The following is an 18408-nucleotide window of genomic DNA, read 5'->3' as shown; positions in this document are numbered from 1 at the left end:
GCTATGCCTTCTCGTTCAGCATGCTGATCGGGGTCCGTTGCAGCACCAGGTCGAGGACGCGGCCGGTGGGGCCTTCGGGGTAGTCCGACCGGATGCCCAGCAGGTGCAGCGCGCGGATGGCGGCCAGTTCGGCGATGTCCTTCTGGTGACTGGTCAGGACGTCGGCGTTGACCTTCAGGAAGCCGCACACCGCACCGAAGAGGTGCGTCCAGACGAGCGCGTAGCCCGCGGCCGCCGACCGGCTCGCGCTCCGCAACCGGCCGAGGAGCACGTCGGTCTCGCGGCGGCTGAGGTCGACCGGCGTGGTGCCGGTCTCCAGGCCGTGGATCAGGTCGAGGATGACCGGGTTGTCGCCGAGGCTGGTGACCCGCAGGTCGCGCCCCGACGGCCGCCACGTCAGCGGCGGCCCGTCCACCGACACCAGCGGGGGCAGCGCCTCGGGATCGTGTTCCCGCAGTTCGGTCCCGGCCTGCTCGATCACGTTGCGCAGGTTCACGTGTGACGTGCCCTCGAAGATGCCGGCGATGTCGTGCTCGGTCGAGATCTGGTGCAGGCGCCAGGCGTACGGCGTGTCGAGGAAGCTGCGAGCGCCGAGAACCCGTTGCGCCGCCCGGATTCCGCCTTCCGCGAGATGCGGCATGCCGGCCTTCGCGATCGACGACCAGAGGGCGAAGCTCTGCGGCCGCAGGACGAGCGCCCGCAGTGCGACGTGCACGAAAAGCTCGCCGAGCGCGGCGTCGAGCGCCATCGTCAGGATCTCGTCGCGCACCTCGGGCAGCCCGGAGATGGCCTGCCCGTAGAGCTTGCGCTGGTCGGCATACCGGACCGCGATCGCCAGCGCGCTGTCGAGGCTGCCCAGCGACAGGCCGGAGATCGCGGTGCGGGTGATCTGGAGGGTTTTGAGCACCTGGGCGACACCGACGAACTCCGGTCCCACCAAGGACCCGGTCACCGGTCCCTCGAAGTGGATCCCGCCGAGGTCGTGACCCCACATGCCGATGCACGCGGAGGGTTCGCCGGTGCGGATGGCGCCGCCCGCGGCCCGGTCGACCAGCAGCATCGACAGGCGGCCCCGGCCCGTGCGGGCCAGCGTGGTGCAGACCGACGACCGCGCCGCGTTGCCGATGGGCCACTTCTCGCCGCGCAGCTCCAGCTCGCCCGGACCCGTTACGCGGTACTCGGTGCCGGTCGCCTGGAGGTCGCTGCCGGTGTCGCGTTCGGACACCGCGAAGCTGGTGACATCGCCGCCCAGCAACCGCTTCGCGACGAGCGCCTGCTGTTCCTCGGATCCCCACAGCCACACGGGGTTCGCGCCCAGCAGGCTCGACCCGTACTTGATGACGGGCGTGATCGACCGCCGGGATACCTGCCGTGCCATGAGGAAGAGGTCCCAGGGGTCGGTCAGCAGGCCGCCGAGCGCCGCCGGCACCGTGTAGTGGTGGAAGCCCGCGCGCAGTGCGGCCTCCTCGACCTCCCGCGGATAGGCGCGGCGGCTGAAGTGATCGTTGAGGGCGCGCAGCCCGCACGGGTTGTCGTCGTCGAAGAAGTCGCCGAGTTCGATCGACGGCCCGGCGTTCATCGGACGGCTCCCGCCGCCTGCCCGACCGCCCGCGCCAGCGACATCAGCGCCGGCATCGGCCGGGCGTAGACCGTGATCTCGCGGATCAGGCCGTCCCGCACGGTGAGGACGTCCATACCGTGCACCACCTTTCCGTCGACGACGGCCTCGAACTGCAGCGCGTACCGGCCGCCGGCCTCGTCCGCCATCGGCGGCTCGGGGTAGCGGATCTCGTCGAGCGCGATCGACAACGCCTTCAGCAGCTCCATCACCGCCTCCCGCCCCCGATAGGGCTTCGGCATCACCGGGCTGCGCAGGACCGCGTCGTCGGCCAGCAGCCGTTCGATGGCGGGCAGGTCGGCGGTGACGGCGGCCAGTTCGAACGCGGCGGGGAGCTGGTTCGTCACTCCGGGACCTCGGCGGCGACCTTGCCCGCGAGCTCGCGCACGGTGCGGACGTCGGCCAGCTGCTGCGGGTCGAGCTCGATGTCGAGCTCCTCCTCCAGGTCGGTCACGATGCTGAGCAGGTAGACCGAGTCGACCCCGTAGTCGCCGAGCGGGCGGTCGACGTCGACCGTGGCGTCGGGCAGGTCGAGGTAGTAGGCCGCGCGCTCGACGACGAACTTGGTGATCCGCGCGTGCAAGGCGGAGGTGTCGATGTCTGTCATTGGTTCTCTCCTCGTCAACGCACGTACTTGTCGAACAGCGCCGAGACCTCGTCCAGTCGCTGCAGGGCGAAGACCTCCTTCACCGGCGCGATCTCGGCCTCGACGTCGCGGCTGCTGCCCGCGGCCCGGATCTGCGTCAGGACGCGCTTGACCGCCGCGATCTGCGACCGGATCCCCTGGTTGGCGTAGATCGCCACGGAGAAGCCGGCGCGCTCCAGGTCCTCGGTGGTGAACTCGTAGAACGTCGTCGGCACGCAGACCAGCGGTGTCGGCGAGGTCCACCGCGCGGCGAACTCGAGCAGCTGCTCGGCGTGCTTCGTCTTGTCGTGGATGAGCACCGCGTCGGCGCCCGCCTCGGCGTACGCGAAACCGCGTTCCAGTGCCTCGTCGACCCCGGCGCCCGCGATCAGGGCCTCGGTGCGTGCGATGACCTGCTGCTCCTCGACGACCTTGCAGCTCGCCATCGCCTCGATCTTGCCGATCATGGTCGCGACGGGGACGAGGGCGTGGCCGTGCTCCACGAAGCTGTTCATCTTCGGGAACGTCTTGTCCTCCAGGCACAGGCCGTAGACGCCCGACTCGAAGTAGCCCTTGGCCGTGTGCCACGCGTTGACGGCGTTGCCGTACCCCGCGTCGCAGTCGACGATCACCGGCAGCGACGAGGCCCGCCGCATCGCGCTCACGGCGTGCGCGGACTCGCTGTGCCCGGCGATGTCGGCGTCGGCGAGGCCGAGCGATGCCGAGATCTCCAGACCGCTCGCCCAGATGAAGTCGAAGCCGGCCTCTTCCACCAGACGCGCGGTCAGCCCGTTGTGGGCGCCCGCGGCGGTCAGGATGTGGTCGGCTTCCTTGATGGGCCACCAATTCTGGGCAACGGCAACTGTCTGGACATTCTCGAGCACAGGTTCCCCCCATGTGCCTAATCTTGCGCAGCCTCGGCTGCACCCCATCCGGGCACATTACCTCCGAGTGCGGCAGTTCGTCGAGGAATCGATGAAATCCGCAGCTCAGCACGGTGTTAGGCACCTTTTCGGTCGTTTCTTAGTCATATTTTAGTGGCCGATAATCGGGTGTAACTAAAGTCGAGCACCACGTCTGTCCGCCCGATTCGGAGTGCCTGTGCCAACACTGGATCGCATCGCCGTGATCGGAATGTCGTGCCGGCTTCCGCAGGCGCCTGGTCCGGAAGCGTTCTGGCGGTTGCTGCACGACGGGATGAATGCGATCACCGAACCCCCGGCGGGCCGGGTGCCGAGCGTGGTGCGGGGCGGTTTTCTCGACGAGGTGGACTCGTTCGACCCGGCCTTCTTCGACATCACGCCGCGGGAGGCCGCGGCGATGGACCCGCGGCAACGGCTCATGCTCGAACTGGCCTGGGAGGCGCTGGAGCACGCCGGGATCGTGCCGCGCGACCTGAACGGCAGCGACCTTGGCGTGTTCATCGGCGCGATCGGCGACGACTACGCGGCGATCGGCAACGGACTGCCGGCCACGCGGCACACGCTCGCCGGCACGCAGCGCGGCATGCTCGCCAACCGGATCTCGTACCTGCTCGGCGCCCGCGGCATGAGCATGACCGTCGACACCGCGCAGTCGTCGTCGCTGGTGGCGGTCCACCTCGCCTGCGAGAGCCTGCGCACCGGCGCGAGCACGATCGCGCTCGCCGGTGGCGTGAACCTGAACCTCGTCCCGCAGACCACCGACGCGGTGGCCGAGTTCGGCGCCCTGTCACCGGATTACCAATGCTTCACCTTCGACGCGCGGGCGAACGGGTACGTGCGCGGCGAGGGCGGCGGGCTGGTCGTGCTCAAGCCGCTGTCGCTGGCGATCGCCGACGGGGACCTGATCCACGCCGTGATCTCCGGCAGCGCGGTCAACAACGACGGCGCCGGCGAGGCGCTCGTCGTGCCGAACGCCGACGCCCAGCGCGACGTCATCCGGGCGGCGCACGCGCGGGCGGGCCACGATCCTCTTGCCGTGCAGTACGTCGAGCTCCACGGCACCGGGACGCGGCGCGGCGACCCGATCGAAGCGGCCGCGCTCGGGGCGGCACTGGGTGGCGGGCGCGACGGGCCGCTCGAGGTCGGCTCGGTCAAGACCAACATCGGGCACCTGGAAGGGGCCGCCGGGATCGCCGGTCTGATCAAGACCGTGCTGGCGATCAAACACCGGCGGCTGCCGGCGAGCCTGAACTTCGAGCGGCCGAACCCGTTGATACCGCTGGAGGAACTCGGGCTCGCCGTGCGCCGGGAGACCGGGGCGTGGCCGCGGCCGGACCGGCCGCTCGTCGCGGGGGTGAGCTCGTTCGGTATGGGTGGCACGAACTGCCACGTCGTGCTGGCGGAAGGTCCTGCGGCACCTGAGGTTGCGCCCGTCCAGGAGCGTGCGCCCGCGCTCTGGCTGGTGTCCGCCCGCGACGAAACCGCCCTCCGCGCCCAGGCGCAAGCGCTTGGCCAGTTCGTCACCGAGAACACCGACGAGGTCGCCGTCGCCCGCGCGCTGGCCACCACCCGCACCCACTTCCCTCATCGCGCGGCCATCGTCGGCTCCTCCCGCGAGGACCTGCTCGCCGGCCTGTCCGCGCTCGCCACGGGCGAACTTCCGTCCACAGTGGTCACCGGCACGGCCTCCGAACAGGGCGCCCCGGCGTTCCTCTTCACCGGCCAGGGATCGCAGCGACCCGGCATGGGCGAGCGGCTCGCCCGCGACCACCCCGTCTTCGCGGCGGCGTTCGACGAGCTCTGCGCTTTGTTCGACCGGCACCTCGACCGTTCATTGCGGACGGTGATGTCGGACGGCGCGTTGCTCGACGAGACGGACTACGCGCAGGCCGCGCTGTTCGCCTTCGAGGTCGCGCTGTTCCGGTTGTTCGAACACTGGGGCGTGCGGCCCGGCGCCCTGCTGGGCCACTCGATCGGCGAGCTGGCGGCCGCGCACGTCGCGGGCGTCCTCGACGCCGCGGACGCGTGCGCACTGGTCGCCGCGCGCGGCCGGTTGATGCGAGCCCTGCCCGCGCGCGGCGCGATGCTCTCGGTGTCGGCGAGCGAGGATGAGGTACAGCCGCTGCTCGCGGGGCACGAGGCCGCGCTGAGCATCGCCGCGGTGAACGGCCCGGCCGCGACCGTGATCTCCGGCGACGACGACGCCGTCACCGCGATCGCGGCCGTCTTCGAGGCCCGCGGGCACCGCACCAAGCGGTTGCGCGTCACCCGCGCGTTCCACTCCCCGCACATCGACCCGATGCTCGACGACTTCCGCGAGGTGGCGGCCGGGATCCCGTATGCGCCACCACGAATTCCGGTGATCTCCAACCTGACGGGTGCGCCCGTCGACCGGTTCACCGCCGAGTACTGGGTGCGCCACGCGCGGGACGCCGTGCGGTTCCACGACGGCATACGCACCCTGCTGGACGAGGGCACCACGACGTTCCTCGAACTCGGCCCTGACAGCGTGCTCAGCGTCGCCGGTCGCGCCGCCTCGGACGGCCGGGCGACGTTCGTGCCGACCCTGCGCGGCGACCTGGACGAGAGCACCGCGGTCGCCCTCGCTCTGGCCCGCCTGCACGTGACCGGGGTGTCGCCCGACTGGACCCGCGTGCTCGGAAAGGCGCGGCTCGAACTGCCGACCTACCGGTTCCAGCGAAAGCCCTACTGGGTCGGTGAATCGCTGCCCGAGGTTCCCGCCGCCGCCCCTTCGACGGACGTTCTCGACGTCGTCCGGACCGCGGCGCGCGAAGTCCTGGGGCGCGACGTCGTCGACACCACAGTGGCGTTCAAGGACCTCGGGTTCGACTCGCTCGGCACGATGGAGCTGCGCGACCGGCTCGTCGAGCTGACCGGCCGGCCGCTCGACTCCAGCGCGCTCTACAACCACCCGACTCTGGAAGCGCTGGCCTGCCACCTGCGCGGGGAGACCACGGAGCTCGCACCGGTGGCGGTGTCTTTGGTGGCCGACGAGCCGATTGCCGTCGTCGGCATCGGCTGCCGGCTGCCCGGCGGGGTCAGCTCGCCGGAGGACCTGTGGGACCTGCTGATGGCCGAGCGGGACGTGATCGGCGAGTTCCCGCGCGACCGCGGCTGGGGCGACGTGTACGACCCGGATCCCGCGCGGGCGGGCAAGTCCTACGTACGTGAGGGTGGATTCCTTTACGACGCCACCGAGTTCGACGCCGAGTTCTTCGGCATCAGTCCGCGTGAGGCGGCGGCGATGGATCCCCAGCAGCGGGTGCTGCTGGAGGTCGCGTGGGAGGCCTTGGAACGCGCCGGGATCGACCCGGCGACGCTGGTCGGCAGCAGCACCGGCGTGTTCGCCGGTGTGACCGGCCAGGAATACGGTCCGGGGCTCGCGACCGGCGCCGACGGGTTCGCGCTCACCGGTGGCACCGCAAGCGTCGCGTCCGGCCGCGTGTCCTACACGCTGGGCCTGCAGGGGCCGGCGATGACCGTCGACACCGCGTGTTCGTCGTCGTTGGTCGCGATTCACCTGGCGGCACAGTCGTTGCGGCAGGGGGAGTGTTCGCTCGCGCTCGCGGGTGGCGCGACCGTCATGGCCACGCCCGGGATGTTCGTGGAGTTCAGCCGGCAGCGCGGGCTGGCGCCGGACGGCCGGTGCAAGCCGTTCGCGGCCGCGGCCGACGGCACCGCGTGGGCCGAGGGCGCCGGCATCCTCGTGCTGGAGCGGCTGTCCGACGCACAACGCAACGGGCATCCCGTGCTGGCCGTCGTGCGGGGCAGCGCGATCAACCACGACGGCGCGAGCAACGGACTGACCGCGCCGAACGGTGTGTCACAGGAACAGGTGATCCGGCAGGCGCTGGCCAGCGCCGGTCTGTCCACTTCGGATGTCGATCTCGTCGAGGCGCACGGAACCGGCACGACGCTGGGCGATCCCATCGAGGCGCACGCGATCCTGGCCACCTACGGGCGCGATCGGGAGCGTCCGCTGTGGCTGGGGTCGTTGAAGTCCAACATCGGTCACGCGCAGGCCGCGGCCGGGGTGGCCGGGGTGATCAAGGCGGTGCTGGCGATCCGGCACGCCGTGTTGCCGAAGACGCTGCACGTCGACGCGCCGTCGCCACACGTCGACTGGTCGTCGTCGGTCGAGCTGCTGACCGAGCGGGCTTCGTGGGTGAGCGAAGGTCCGCGCCGGGCCGCCGTGTCGTCGTTCGGGATCAGCGGGACCAACGCTCACCTGATCGTCGAACAGCCGCCGCGGCAACCTCTTTCTGCGGCTCCGGAAGTCGCGCACCCGTTGCCGTTCGTGCTCTCGGCGCGGACGGAACCGGCGTTGCGGGCACAGGCCGCGCGGCTGGTCGATCACCTCACGCCGGAGCACAACCTCGCTGACGTGGCTTTCTCGTTGGCCACCACCAGAACCCTTCACCAGCACCGGGCCACGGTCATTGCCGCCGACCACTCCGAACTCCGCACCCACCTCACCGCGCTGGTGAAGTGCCCTGAAGGGCACCCTCAGGACATCAGACGCCCTGAGGGTGCCCTTCAGGGCAATTCCACGGGGAAGGTTGTGTTCGTGTTCCCGGGGCAGGGGTCGCAGTGGGCAGGGATGGCGCGGGAGCTCCTGGAGTGTTCTCCGGTGTTCGCGGAGTCGATCGCGGCGTGTGAACGGGCGCTGGCGCCGTTCGTCGACTGGACGCTGACCGATGTCCTGCGCGAGCACCCGGACGCGCCGTCGCTGGACCGGGTCGACGTCGTGCAGCCCGCGATCTTCGCGGTGATGGTCTCGCTCGCCGGGCTGTGGCGCTCGTTCGGTGTGCACCCGGCGGCCGTCGTCGGCCACTCGCAGGGCGAGATCGCCGCCGCGTGCGTCGCCGGAGCGCTCACCCTGTCCGACGCCGCCCGGATCGTGGCGCTGCGCAGCCGGGCGCTGCTCGCGCTCGCCGGTGGCGGCGGCATGGCCTCGGTGCAGCTGCCCGCGGCTCAGGTTCGCGAAATCCTCCTTCCAGGACTGGAGATCGCGGTCGTCAATGGTCCACTGTCGACGGTCGTCGCCGGTGCGGCGATCGACGGGTTCCTCGCCGCCTGTGAACGCGACGGCGTGCAGGCGCGACGGATCGCGGTGGACTACGCGTCGCATTCCGCGATGGTCGAACCGATCGAGGCGGAACTGCATACGCTGCTCGCCGACACCGAGCCGCTCGCACCGCGGATCCCGTTCTACTCCACGGTGACCGGGTCCGTTGTGGACGCTGGTTCGCTGGACGCCGGCTACTGGTACCGCAACCTCCGCGAGACCGTCGACTTCGAACGCACCACCCGGCTGTTGCTCGAGCACGGCCACACGACGTTCATCGAATGCGGTCCCCACCCCGTGCTGACCTCGGCCCTGCATGAGACCTTCGACGCGGCCGGTGTGGACGCCGTCGTGGTTGGCTCGCTGCGCCGTGCCGACGGCGGGCTCGGCCGGTTCCTCGACTCGCTGGCCCAGGCGCACACCCATGGTGTCGCGGTGGACTGGTCCGCCGCGTTCCCGCCGGCCGCGCGGCGCGTCGACCTGCCGACGTATCCCTTCCAGCGCAACCGGTACTGGCTGGACACTGCGCGGGCCGCGGATCCGGCCGCGCTGGGGCTCGCGGCGGCGGACCACCCGATGTTCGGCGCGGTGGTGCCGCTCGGCACGGACGACGGCGTGGTGTGTACCGGCAGGCTGTCGGCGGACTCGTGGGTCGCCGATCACGTGGTGTTCGGCTCCGTGTTGTTGCCGGGTACGGCTTTCGTCGACCTGGTGCTCGCGGCGGGCAGGCACGTGGGCTGCGACCGGATCGACGAGCTGATCCTGCACGCGCCGCTGCTGCTCGGCCGGGACCAGGTCCGGTTCCAGGTGCTCGTCGGCTCCGATGACTGTGGACAGCGTTCGGTGCAGGTGTACGCCGAGTCCGGCGACGGCATGCGATCGCTCGCGAGCGGGATGCTCACGTCCGGCGGTTCTGCCGTGGAGACCATCGAGTGGCCGCCCGCCGGAGCCATCCCGATGAACCTCGACGGCGTCTACGACCGGCTGGCCGACCAGGGGTACGACTACGGTCCCGCGTTCCAGGGCCTGCGCACCGCCTGGCGTCGCGGTGACGAGATCTTCGCCGAGGTGGAGGCGGACGGCACGGGGTTCGGTGTGCATCCCGCGCTGACCGACGCCGCCCTGCACGCGGTCGTCCTCGGCATGGATGGGCCGGTGCTGCCACACACGTGGAGCGGCGTGTACTTCACCGGCGTGCCGGCGACGAATCTTCGCGTGCACAGCACTCCGTTGGGGGACAACGCCGTTCGGCTCGTGATGACCGATGACCGGGGGCGGCTGGTGGCCTCGGTCGGTTCGCTGACGCTGCGGCCGTTCTCCCCGCGCTTGCTCTCGCAGAGCGACGGCACACTGCTGCACCTGGCCTGGCGTTCGGTGAACGTCCCGGAGGCCGGCGAGACCCAGGACGTCGTGTTCGTCTGCGAACCAGGTCAGACCGTCCGGGCGGCTACCGCACGTGTTCTCGAACGGATGCAGGTGTTCCTGGCCGAGGAGCAGGCCGGGCGGCTCGTGATCGTCACCGAAGGCGCGGTGGATGACGTCACGGATCTTGCTGGGGCGGCCGTGTGGGGGCTGGTGCGGTCGGCACAGGCGGAGAACCCGGGCCGGTTCGTGCTGCTCGACCGGGATGTCGAGTCGGCTGATCTCGCACCGGCGCTGGCCACCGGAGAGCCGCAGCTGGCCGTGCGCGGCGGAGAAGTCCGGGTGCCGCGGCTCACCCGGTCGGACGGGCACGGCTCCGGAAACGCGCTCGGCTCAGGACGCACGCTCGACCCCGACGGCACCGTCCTGATCACCGGCGGCACCGGCACCCTGGGCCGCCTGCTCGCCCGTCATCTCGTGGTGCGGCACGGTGTCCGCCACCTCGTGCTGCTCAGCCGCCGCGCCACCGGTGCGGACGACCTGCGCACGGAACTGTCGGCTCTGGGAGCGGACGTCACCATCGTCGCCTGCGACGCGGCCGACCACGACGCCCTCGCTCGCGTGATCGACGGCATCGAGCTCACCGCGGTCGTGCACGCCGCCGGAGTACTCGACGACGGCATCCTGCAGTCCCTCGACGAGTCCCGCCTCGACGCGGTCCTGCGGCCCAAGGCGGACGCCGCCTGGAACCTGCACGAGCTCACGCGTGACCACGATCTGGCGGCGTTCGTGCTGTTCTCGTCGGTCGTGGCCACGGTCGGCGGTCCTGGTCAGGCCAACTACGCGGCCGCCAACGGTTTCCTGGACGGCCTCGCCCGTCTTCGCGTGGCCGCCGGTCTGCCGGGTGCGTCGATCGCGTGGGGCCTGTGGGCCGACGCGAGCGGCATGACCGGGCACTTGGCGGAACTCGACATCGCGCGGATGGGCCGGCGTGGCATCGCGCCGCTGCGCGCCGAGGACGGGCTCGCGCTGTTCGACGAGATCCTCGGCGGCGCGGGCGAACCGGTGTCCGTCGCGGCGGCGCTCGACACCGCGTCGCTGCACCAGCAGGCCCGCGCGGGCGGGCTGCCCGAGGTGTTCGGCGACCTGTTCCGTCGTCCGGAGCGCAAGGCGGTGTCGTTCTCCGGACGGTCCGAGGAGGACTGTCGTTCGCTCGTCCTGGCCGAGGCCGCCGCGGTGCTGGGCCACGCCGACGCCGACGCGATCATGCCCGACCGGGCGTTCAAGGACCTGGGCGTCGACTCCCTGATCGGGGTGGAGCTGCGCAACCGGCTCGTCGCCGCGACCGGGGTCCGGCTCGCGAGCACCGTCGTGTTCGACCACCCGACGCCGGCCGAACTGGCCGCGCACCTGCACGCACAGTTCGGCGATGTCGAACCGGAGATCATTGAACGAAGCGTGCCGCTCGATGACGACGCGATCGCGATCGTGGCCGTCGGCTGCCGCTATCCGGGCGGAGTCCGATCCCCGGAGGACCTGTGGGACCTGCTGATGGCCGAGCGGGACGTGATCGGCGAGTTCCCGCGCGACCGCGGCTGGGGCGACCTGTACGACCCGGACCCGGCGGCCGCGGGCAAGGCCTATGCCCGTGAGGGCGGTTTCCTGTACGACGCGGACGGGTTCGACGCGGAGTTCTTCGGGATCAGCCCACGCGAGGCGCTGGCGATGGATCCGCAGCAGCGGGTGCTGCTGGAGGTCGCCTGGGAGGCGCTGGAACGCGCGGGTATCGATCCCAAGTCCTTGCGCGGCAGCGACACCGGTGTGTTCGCCGGTGTGATGTACGGCGACTACCGGGCGCGGTTGCCGAAGGTTCCGGAAGGACTCGAAGGACATCTGGGCAACGGCAGCTACCCGAGCGTCGCCTCCGGCCGGATCTCCTACACGTTCGGCTGGGAAGGCCCGGCGATGACAGTGGACACCGCGTGTTCGTCGTCGTTGGTGGCGATCCATCTGGCGGCGCAGTCGTTGCGGCAGGGGGAGTGTTCGCTCGCGCTCGCGGGCGGCGTCACCATCATGTCCACCCCCGCCACTTTCGTCGAGTTCAGCCGGCAGCGCGGGCTCGCGCCGGACGGGCGGTGCAAGCCGTTCGCCGCGGCCGCCGACGGCACCGCGTTCGGTGAGGGCGCCGGACTGCTGGTGCTGGAACGGTTGTCCGACGCACAACGCCACGGACATCCTGTGCTGGCCGTGGTGCGGGGGAGCGCGGTCAACCACGACGGCGCGAGCAACGGACTGACCGCGCCGAACGGCCCCGCACAGGAACGCGTGATCCGGGCGGCGCTGACGAACGCCGGTCTGTCTACTTCGGACGTTGACCTGGTCGAGGCGCACGGCACCGGCACGACCCTCGGTGATCCCATCGAGGCGAACGCGATCCTGGCCACCTACGGCCGTGATCGTGAGCGTCCGCTCTGGTTGGGGTCGCTCAAATCCAACATCGGTCACACGCAGGCCGCGGCCGGGGTCGGCGGGGTGATCAAGGCGATGCTGGCGATCCGGCACGCCACGGTGCCCAGGACGCTGCACGTCGACGCGCCGTCACCGCACGTCGAGTGGACGCCCTCGGTCGCGCTGGCGACCGAACGGGCGGAGTGGGTGAGTGGCGGGCCGCGCCGCGCGGCGGTGTCGTCGTTCGGTATCAGCGGCACGAACGCCCATCTGATCCTCGAACAGCCGCCGCAGCAACCCCTTTCCACGGAACCGGAAGTTGCGCACGCCTTGCCTTTCGTCCTCAGTGGACAGACTGATGCGGCGGTGCGTGCTCAGGCTCGCCGGCTCCTCGGCCACGTCACGACCGATCACCACCTCGCCGACATCGCCTTCTCGCTGGCCACCACCAGAACCGGCCATCAGCACCACGCCGTCGTGGTCGCCGCCGACCACGCCGAGCTGCGGGCTCGTCTCGCCACGCTCGACATCGCTTCCACCGGCGGTCCCGGCAAGGTGGCGGTCATGTTCACCGGGCAGGGCGCGCAGCGGTCCGGGATGGGCAAGGAGCTCTACGAGACGTTCCCGGTGTTCGCCGCAGCGCTCGACGAGCTCTGCGCGCACTTCGACGCACCCCTGCGCGAGCTGATGTTCGATCCCGCCTCCTCGGCCGCCCTGAACAGGACGGGCTACGCTCAGCCGGCGCTGTTCGCCTACGAGGTCGCGCTGTTCCGTCTGTTCGAGCACTGGGGGCTGACCCCCGACTACCTGATCGGCCACTCGCTCGGCGAGCTCGTCGCCGCCCACGTCGCCGGGGTGCTGAGCATCGAGGACGCCACCACGCTCGTCGCGGCCCGCGGCACCCTGATGCAGAACCTGCCCGCGACCGGTGCCATGGTCGCGATCGAGGCGAGTGAGGCTGAGGTGCTGCCCCTGCTCGGCCCGGACGTCACGATCGCCGGGGTGAACGGTCCACAAGCGACGGTCGTGTCCGGTCCCGAGGACGCGGTCCTGGCCGTCGCCGCGGCGTTCCGGCGCACCACCCGGTTGAACGTCAGCCACGCGTTCCACTCGCCGCTGATGGACGGCGTGCTCGACGAGTTCCACCGCGTGGCGCAGAAGTTGTCCTTCGCCGCGCCCACGATTCCGGTGGTGTCCAACACGACCGGCGACCTGGCGACGGACCAGATCGCGACGCCGGAGTACTGGGTGCGGCACGTCCGGCAGGGCGTGCGGTTCCACGACGGCATCAAGACGTTGGAACGCCTGGGCGTGACCACCTACGTCGAGGTCGGCCCGGCCGCCGTGCTCAGCGCGCTCGGCCGATCGGCGGTCGCCGGTTCGTTCCTGCCCGCGTCGACCGGCAAGCGGCCCGAATCCGAGACCGTCGCGGCGGTCGTCGGCGGCCTGCACGCGCGCGGGCACGCGGTCGACTGGACCGCCTACCTTCCCGGCGCGCGGCGCGTCGACCTGCCCACGTATCCGTTCCAGCGCCGGTCCTACTGGCTGGACGCCCTGGCCGATCCGGGTGATCCCGCGGCGCTGGGCCAGGAGGCGACCGGCCATCCGCTGCTCACCACGGCCGTTTCTCTTGCCGACGGCGGGCGGGTGCTCACCGGCAGGCTGTCCCGCGCGGCCCAGCCGTGGCTCGCCGAGCATGTCGTGGGTGGCGCGACGCTCGTGCCCGGCACGGTGATCGCCGAGCTGGCGTTGCTCGGTGGGCCGATCCGCGAGCTGACACTGGAAACCCCGCTGGTGTTGCCCGAAGAGGGCGAAGTGCGGATCCAGCTGACGATCTCCGGTGGTGAGATCGGCTTCCACTCACAGGTCGGATCCGAGCCCTGGACGCGGCACGCCACCGGCGTTCTCGACGCTTCCGCACCGAACGTCCCGGACCTGTCGTCGTGGCCACCGGCGGGCGCCTCCGAGGTCGACGTCACCGATCTGTACGACCGGCTCGCGGACAAGGGTCACGACTACGGCCCGATGTTCCGCGGCCTCACCGCCGCCTGGCGCCGCGGAGACCAGATCTTCGCCGAGGCCCGGCTTTCTGAACACGCCGGCGGTTCGTTCGCGGTCCATCCCGCGCTGCTCGACTCCGCGCTGCACGCCGTGTTCCTGCATCTGCCCCCGCCGCTGGTCCCGTTCTCCTGGCAGAACGTGTCGCTGACACCGACCAGCACCTCCGTCCTCCGCGTCGCCCTGACCCAGGTCGGCGATCGCGCGGTGCGCCTGGAGTTCGCCGACGACCAGGGCAGGCCGGTCGGCTCGATCGGTGAACTCCGGCTCCGGCCTGCAACGTCGGCCCCTCTGCTCCGACTCGCCTGGCAGCCGGTCGAATGCGGCGATCCGGCTTCGGGGTTCGTCGTCATGCGGTGTGGTGATGCCGCAGGCGACGTCCCGGACGCGACCAGGGCCGCCGTGCGCGAGACGCTCGACCGGATGCGGGAGTGGCTGGACCGTCCTGGTTCGGCGAAGCTGGTGATCGTCACGTCCGGGAGCCTGCCGCACGCGGCGGTGCGGGGACTGGTCCGCAGCGCGCAGACCGAGCACCCGGACCGGTTCGTGCTCGTGGAAGTCGACGGCGATCCGCTCTCGTGGGAGGCACTGCCTGAGGCCGTCGGCAGTGGTGAGCCGGAGCTCGCGATCCGGGGTGGCGTCGTGACCGTGCCCCGGCTGACCCGTGCGCCCGAGCCGTCCGGTGCCGTCTCGCTCGCACCGCACGGCACCGTGCTGATCACGGGTGGCACGGGTGCGCTCGGCTCGCTGATCGCCCGCCACCTGGTGACCCGGTACGGCGCCCGGCATCTGTTGCTCGCCAACAGAAGCGGAACCGCGGACATCGACATACCGGGTGCTTCCGTTGATGTGGTCCGGTGCGACGTGACCGACCCGGAGGCGCTCGCCGACCTGATCGCCGGTGTCCCGCTCACCGCGGTGGTGCATGCCGCGGGCGTCCTCGACGATGGCGTGCTGTCCTCGCAAACGTTCGAACGCGCCGACGCCGTGCTGCGGCCGAAGGTCGACGCCGCCTGGCACCTGCACCGGCTCACCGCGCACCTGGACCTGTCGATGTTCGTGATGTTCTCCTCGGTGGCCGGGTATCTCGGCACCGCGGGGCAGGCGACCTACAGCGCGGCCAACACCTTCCTCGACGCGCTCGCCGAACACCGGCGTTCGCTCGGCCTGCGCGCCACGTCGATCGCGTGGGGCCAGTGGGACATCGGGATGGCCGGCCGGCTCGGCGACGCCGACCGCGCGCGACTCGCGCGGATGGGGATCGCCCCGCTCGGCGCGGACCTGGGGCTCGAGCTGTTCGATCGGGCCGTGCGGCATGACGAGGTCGCGTTGGTTGCGGCGCCGCTGGACCAGGCCGCGCTGCGCTCCGGTGGTGTGCCGTCGATCCTGCGTGGTCTCGTGCGCGCCCCGGATCGGCCGGTCGAGCGGGCGGGGTTGCGGCTGGCCGGGCTGGGGGAGGTCGAGCAGCGCCGGGTGGTGCTGAACCTGGTGCGGACCGAGGCGGCCGCGGTGTCGGGGTACGACGGTCCCGCGGCGGTCGATGCCGAGCGGGCGTTCAGCGAGCTCGGGTTCGACTCGCTGATGGCGGTCGAGCTGCGCAACCGGTTGGTGGCCGTGACGGGTGTGGCGTTGTCGTCGACGCTGGTGTTCGACCACCCGACGCCGGAGGCATTGGCGGAATACATCCGGGGTGCGGTGGTTGGTGCGGATGAGGAGTCGGCGGGGCGGTCGGCAGAGCACGCCCGGACCACGCCGGCCCTCGCGGCCGTGCCGCCGGAGTCGCTGGGCGCGCGCGACCGCGTCGCGGTGGTTGGTGCGGATGAGGAGTCGGCGGGGCGGTCGGCAGAGCACGCCCGGACCACGCCGGCCCCCGCGGCCGTGCCGCCGGAGTTGCCGGGCGTGCGCGACCGCGTCGGGCTGGTTGGTGCGGATGAGGAGTCGGCTGCGATGGCGGGGCGGCTGGCCGAGCACGCCCGGACCGCGCCGGCCCCCGCGGCGGCGCCGCCGGAGTTGCCGGGCGAGCACATCCGCGGTGCACTCGCCGATTCGTCGCCCGTGCCGGCGGCGGTCACCGCGACCCCCGAGCCCGGCGGCGACGACATCGCGATCATCGCCATGAGCTGCCGCTACCCCGGCGGCGTCATGTCGCCCGAAGACCTCTGGCAGATCGTCGCCGAAGGCACGGACGCCATCACCGGCTTCCCCACGGACCGCGGTTGGGACCTCGGCACCCTGTACGACCCGGACCGCACCCGCCCCGGCACCTCGTACACCCGCGAAGGCGGCTTCCTGCACAACGCCCCGGACTTCGACGCCGAGTTCTTCGCGATGAAGGAGATCGAAGCACTCGCCACCGACCCACAGCAGCGCTTGCTGCTCGAACTCACGTGGGAAGCACTGGAACGCGCCGGCATCGACCCGGCAAGGCTGCGCGGCAGCGACACCGGCGTGTTCGCCGGCGTGATGTACAACGACTACGGCTCACGCCTGATGGCGGACCCGAACGGCCTCGAGGGCTACCTCAGCACCGGCAGCTCCGGCAGCGTCGCGTCGGGCCGCGTCGCCTACACGTTCGGCTTCGAAGGCCCCGCGATCAGCATCGACACGGCGTGCTCGTCGTCGTTGGTGGCGCTGCACATGGCGGCCCAGGCCATCCGGCAGGGCGACTGCTCGCTGGCGCTGGCCGGGGGTGTCGCGGTGATGTCGACGCCCGCGACATACGTGGCGTTCAGCCGGCAGCGCGGGGTGTCGCCGGACGGCCGGTGCAAGGCCTTCGCGGCGGCCGCTGACGGCACCGGGTTCGCGGAGGGTGCGGGTCTGCTGTTGCTGGAACGGCTGTCCGATGCCCGGCGCAACGGGCACCCGGTGCTCGCCGTCATCCGCGGCAGCGCGATCAACCAGGACGGCGCCAGCAACGGGCTGCGCGCACCGAGCGGCCCGGCGCAGGAACGCCTGATCCGGGCGGCACTCGAGAACGCGAAACTGCAACCGTCCGATGTGGACGTTGTGGAAGCGCATGGCAGCGGCACACCGCTCGGCGACCCGATCGAGGCCAACGCGCTCATCGCGACCTACGGGCAGCAGCGCCGGAAACCGCTGTGGCTCGGCTCGGTGAAGTCGAACATCGGCCACACGCAGAGCGCGGCCGGCGTCGCCGGGGTGATCAAGATGGTCATGGCGATGCGGCACGGCGTGCTGCCTCGCACCCTGCACGTCGACGAGCCGACACCGCGGGTGGACTGGTCCGCCGGCGCCGTGTCCCTGCTCACCGAACCCGTTCCGTGGGGGGAGAACCGGCGGGCGGCCGTGTCGTCGTTCGGCGTCAGCGGCACCAACGCGCACGTGATCATCGAGCAGGCCGCTCCCACGATGCCGACCAAGAGTGCCGTGGCCCTGCCGTGGCTCGTCTCCGCGAAGACTCCCGAAGCGTTGCGGGAGCAGGCACACCGGCTGTACCGGCACGCCCAGGATCCCGCGCACGCACTGGCCACCACCCGGTCGGCGTTCAAGCACCGGGCCGTGATCATCGGCCCGGACTTCCGGGAGGGAACGCGGGCGCTCGCCGAAGGACGTCCCGCGGACAACGTCGTGCTCGGCACGACCGGCGGGGCCACCGCGATCGCCTTCTCCGCCGGTCACCGCGACGGCGCCGAGCTCTACCGGACGTTCCCCGTGTTCGCCGCCGCACTGGACCGCGTCCGCGCGGTCGTGGACCACCAGGCGTTCGCGGTGGAGGCGGCCCTGTTCGCGCTGCTCACGGAGTGGGGAGTGCGGCCGGACTACGTGCTCGGTCACGGCATGGGCGAGGTGACCGCCGCGTACGCCGCCGGCGCGTTCCCGCTCGACGTCGCCGGCGAGCTGATCAGCACCGGCAGCGCCCGGACCACGCCGGCCACGCCGCGGCTCCCGCTCGTCTCGACCGTCACCGGCAAGCTGGTCACCGGCGACGAGCTGGCGTCCGCCGATTACTGGGCCGGGCAACCGGGCAGGCTGCCCGACGCCATCGACACCCTGCGCGCGCAAGGGGTCACGGCCGTCCTCGAACTCGGAGGGCACATCGACGACCCGTCGATGAACTTCGTGCCCACCACGGGGACCTCCGAGGTGCGCGCGTTGATCGAAGGGCTCGCGATCGCACACGCGTGGGGCCTGCCGGTGGACTGGGCCGCCGTGACGGGTGGCCGCGCGGCACCGGACCTGCCGACCTACGCCTTCCAGCGCCGCCGCTACTGGCTCGACTCCACGGCGGGAGTGGCCCGCCGCGGTTGATCAGAACAAGTGGAGT

The 18408-nt window shown here is 71.4% G+C and carries 5 protein-coding genes; 1 reads left to right on the top strand and 4 read right to left on the bottom strand.

The window, feature by feature from the left end; translation table 11 throughout:
- Position 1: 1 nt before the first annotated feature.
- Genes QSK35_RS06855 through QSK35_RS06840 form a run of 4 tightly spaced genes read right to left on the bottom strand, consistent with a single transcriptional unit; the run spans position 2 to position 3127 of the window.
- The gene (locus QSK35_RS06855; RefSeq protein WP_285743355.1) at positions 2–1579 is read right to left on the bottom strand and encodes an acyl-CoA dehydrogenase family protein; all 1578 of its coding nucleotides are present in this window, start codon (positions 1577–1579) and stop codon (positions 2–4) included.
- The gene (locus QSK35_RS06850; protein ID WP_285743353.1) at positions 1576–1965 is read right to left on the bottom strand and encodes a nuclear transport factor 2 family protein; all 390 of its coding nucleotides are present in this window, start codon (positions 1963–1965) and stop codon (positions 1576–1578) included. Before QSK35_RS06850 ends, QSK35_RS06855 begins: the two co-directional genes overlap by 4 nt.
- Entirely contained in the window at positions 1962–2225 is a 264-nt protein-coding gene (locus tag QSK35_RS06845; protein WP_285743351.1) for an acyl carrier protein, read from the bottom strand. The genes QSK35_RS06850 and QSK35_RS06845 overlap by 4 nt, the downstream gene beginning before the upstream one ends.
- Before the next feature lie 14 nt (positions 2226–2239).
- Positions 2240–3127, bottom strand: coding sequence for an isocitrate lyase/phosphoenolpyruvate mutase family protein (locus QSK35_RS06840; protein ID WP_285743349.1), 888 nt, complete (start codon positions 3125–3127; stop codon positions 2240–2242).
- A gap of 217 nt (positions 3128–3344) precedes the next feature.
- Here QSK35_RS06840 and QSK35_RS06835 point away from each other — a divergent pair, with 217 nt between their 5' ends.
- Positions 3345–18392 carry an SDR family NAD(P)-dependent oxidoreductase gene (locus QSK35_RS06835; RefSeq protein WP_285743347.1) on the top strand — a complete coding sequence of 5016 codons (15048 nt, stop codon included), beginning with the start codon at positions 3345–3347 and terminating at the stop codon, positions 18390–18392.
- Positions 18393–18408: the final 16 nt, after the last annotated feature.

Origin of the sequence: Lentzea sp. NBRC 105346 (assembly GCF_030269605.1) — a bacterium.
Classification (GTDB): domain Bacteria; phylum Actinomycetota; class Actinomycetes; order Mycobacteriales; family Pseudonocardiaceae; genus Lentzea.
This window is presented reverse-complemented; position numbering and strand designations above follow the sequence as displayed.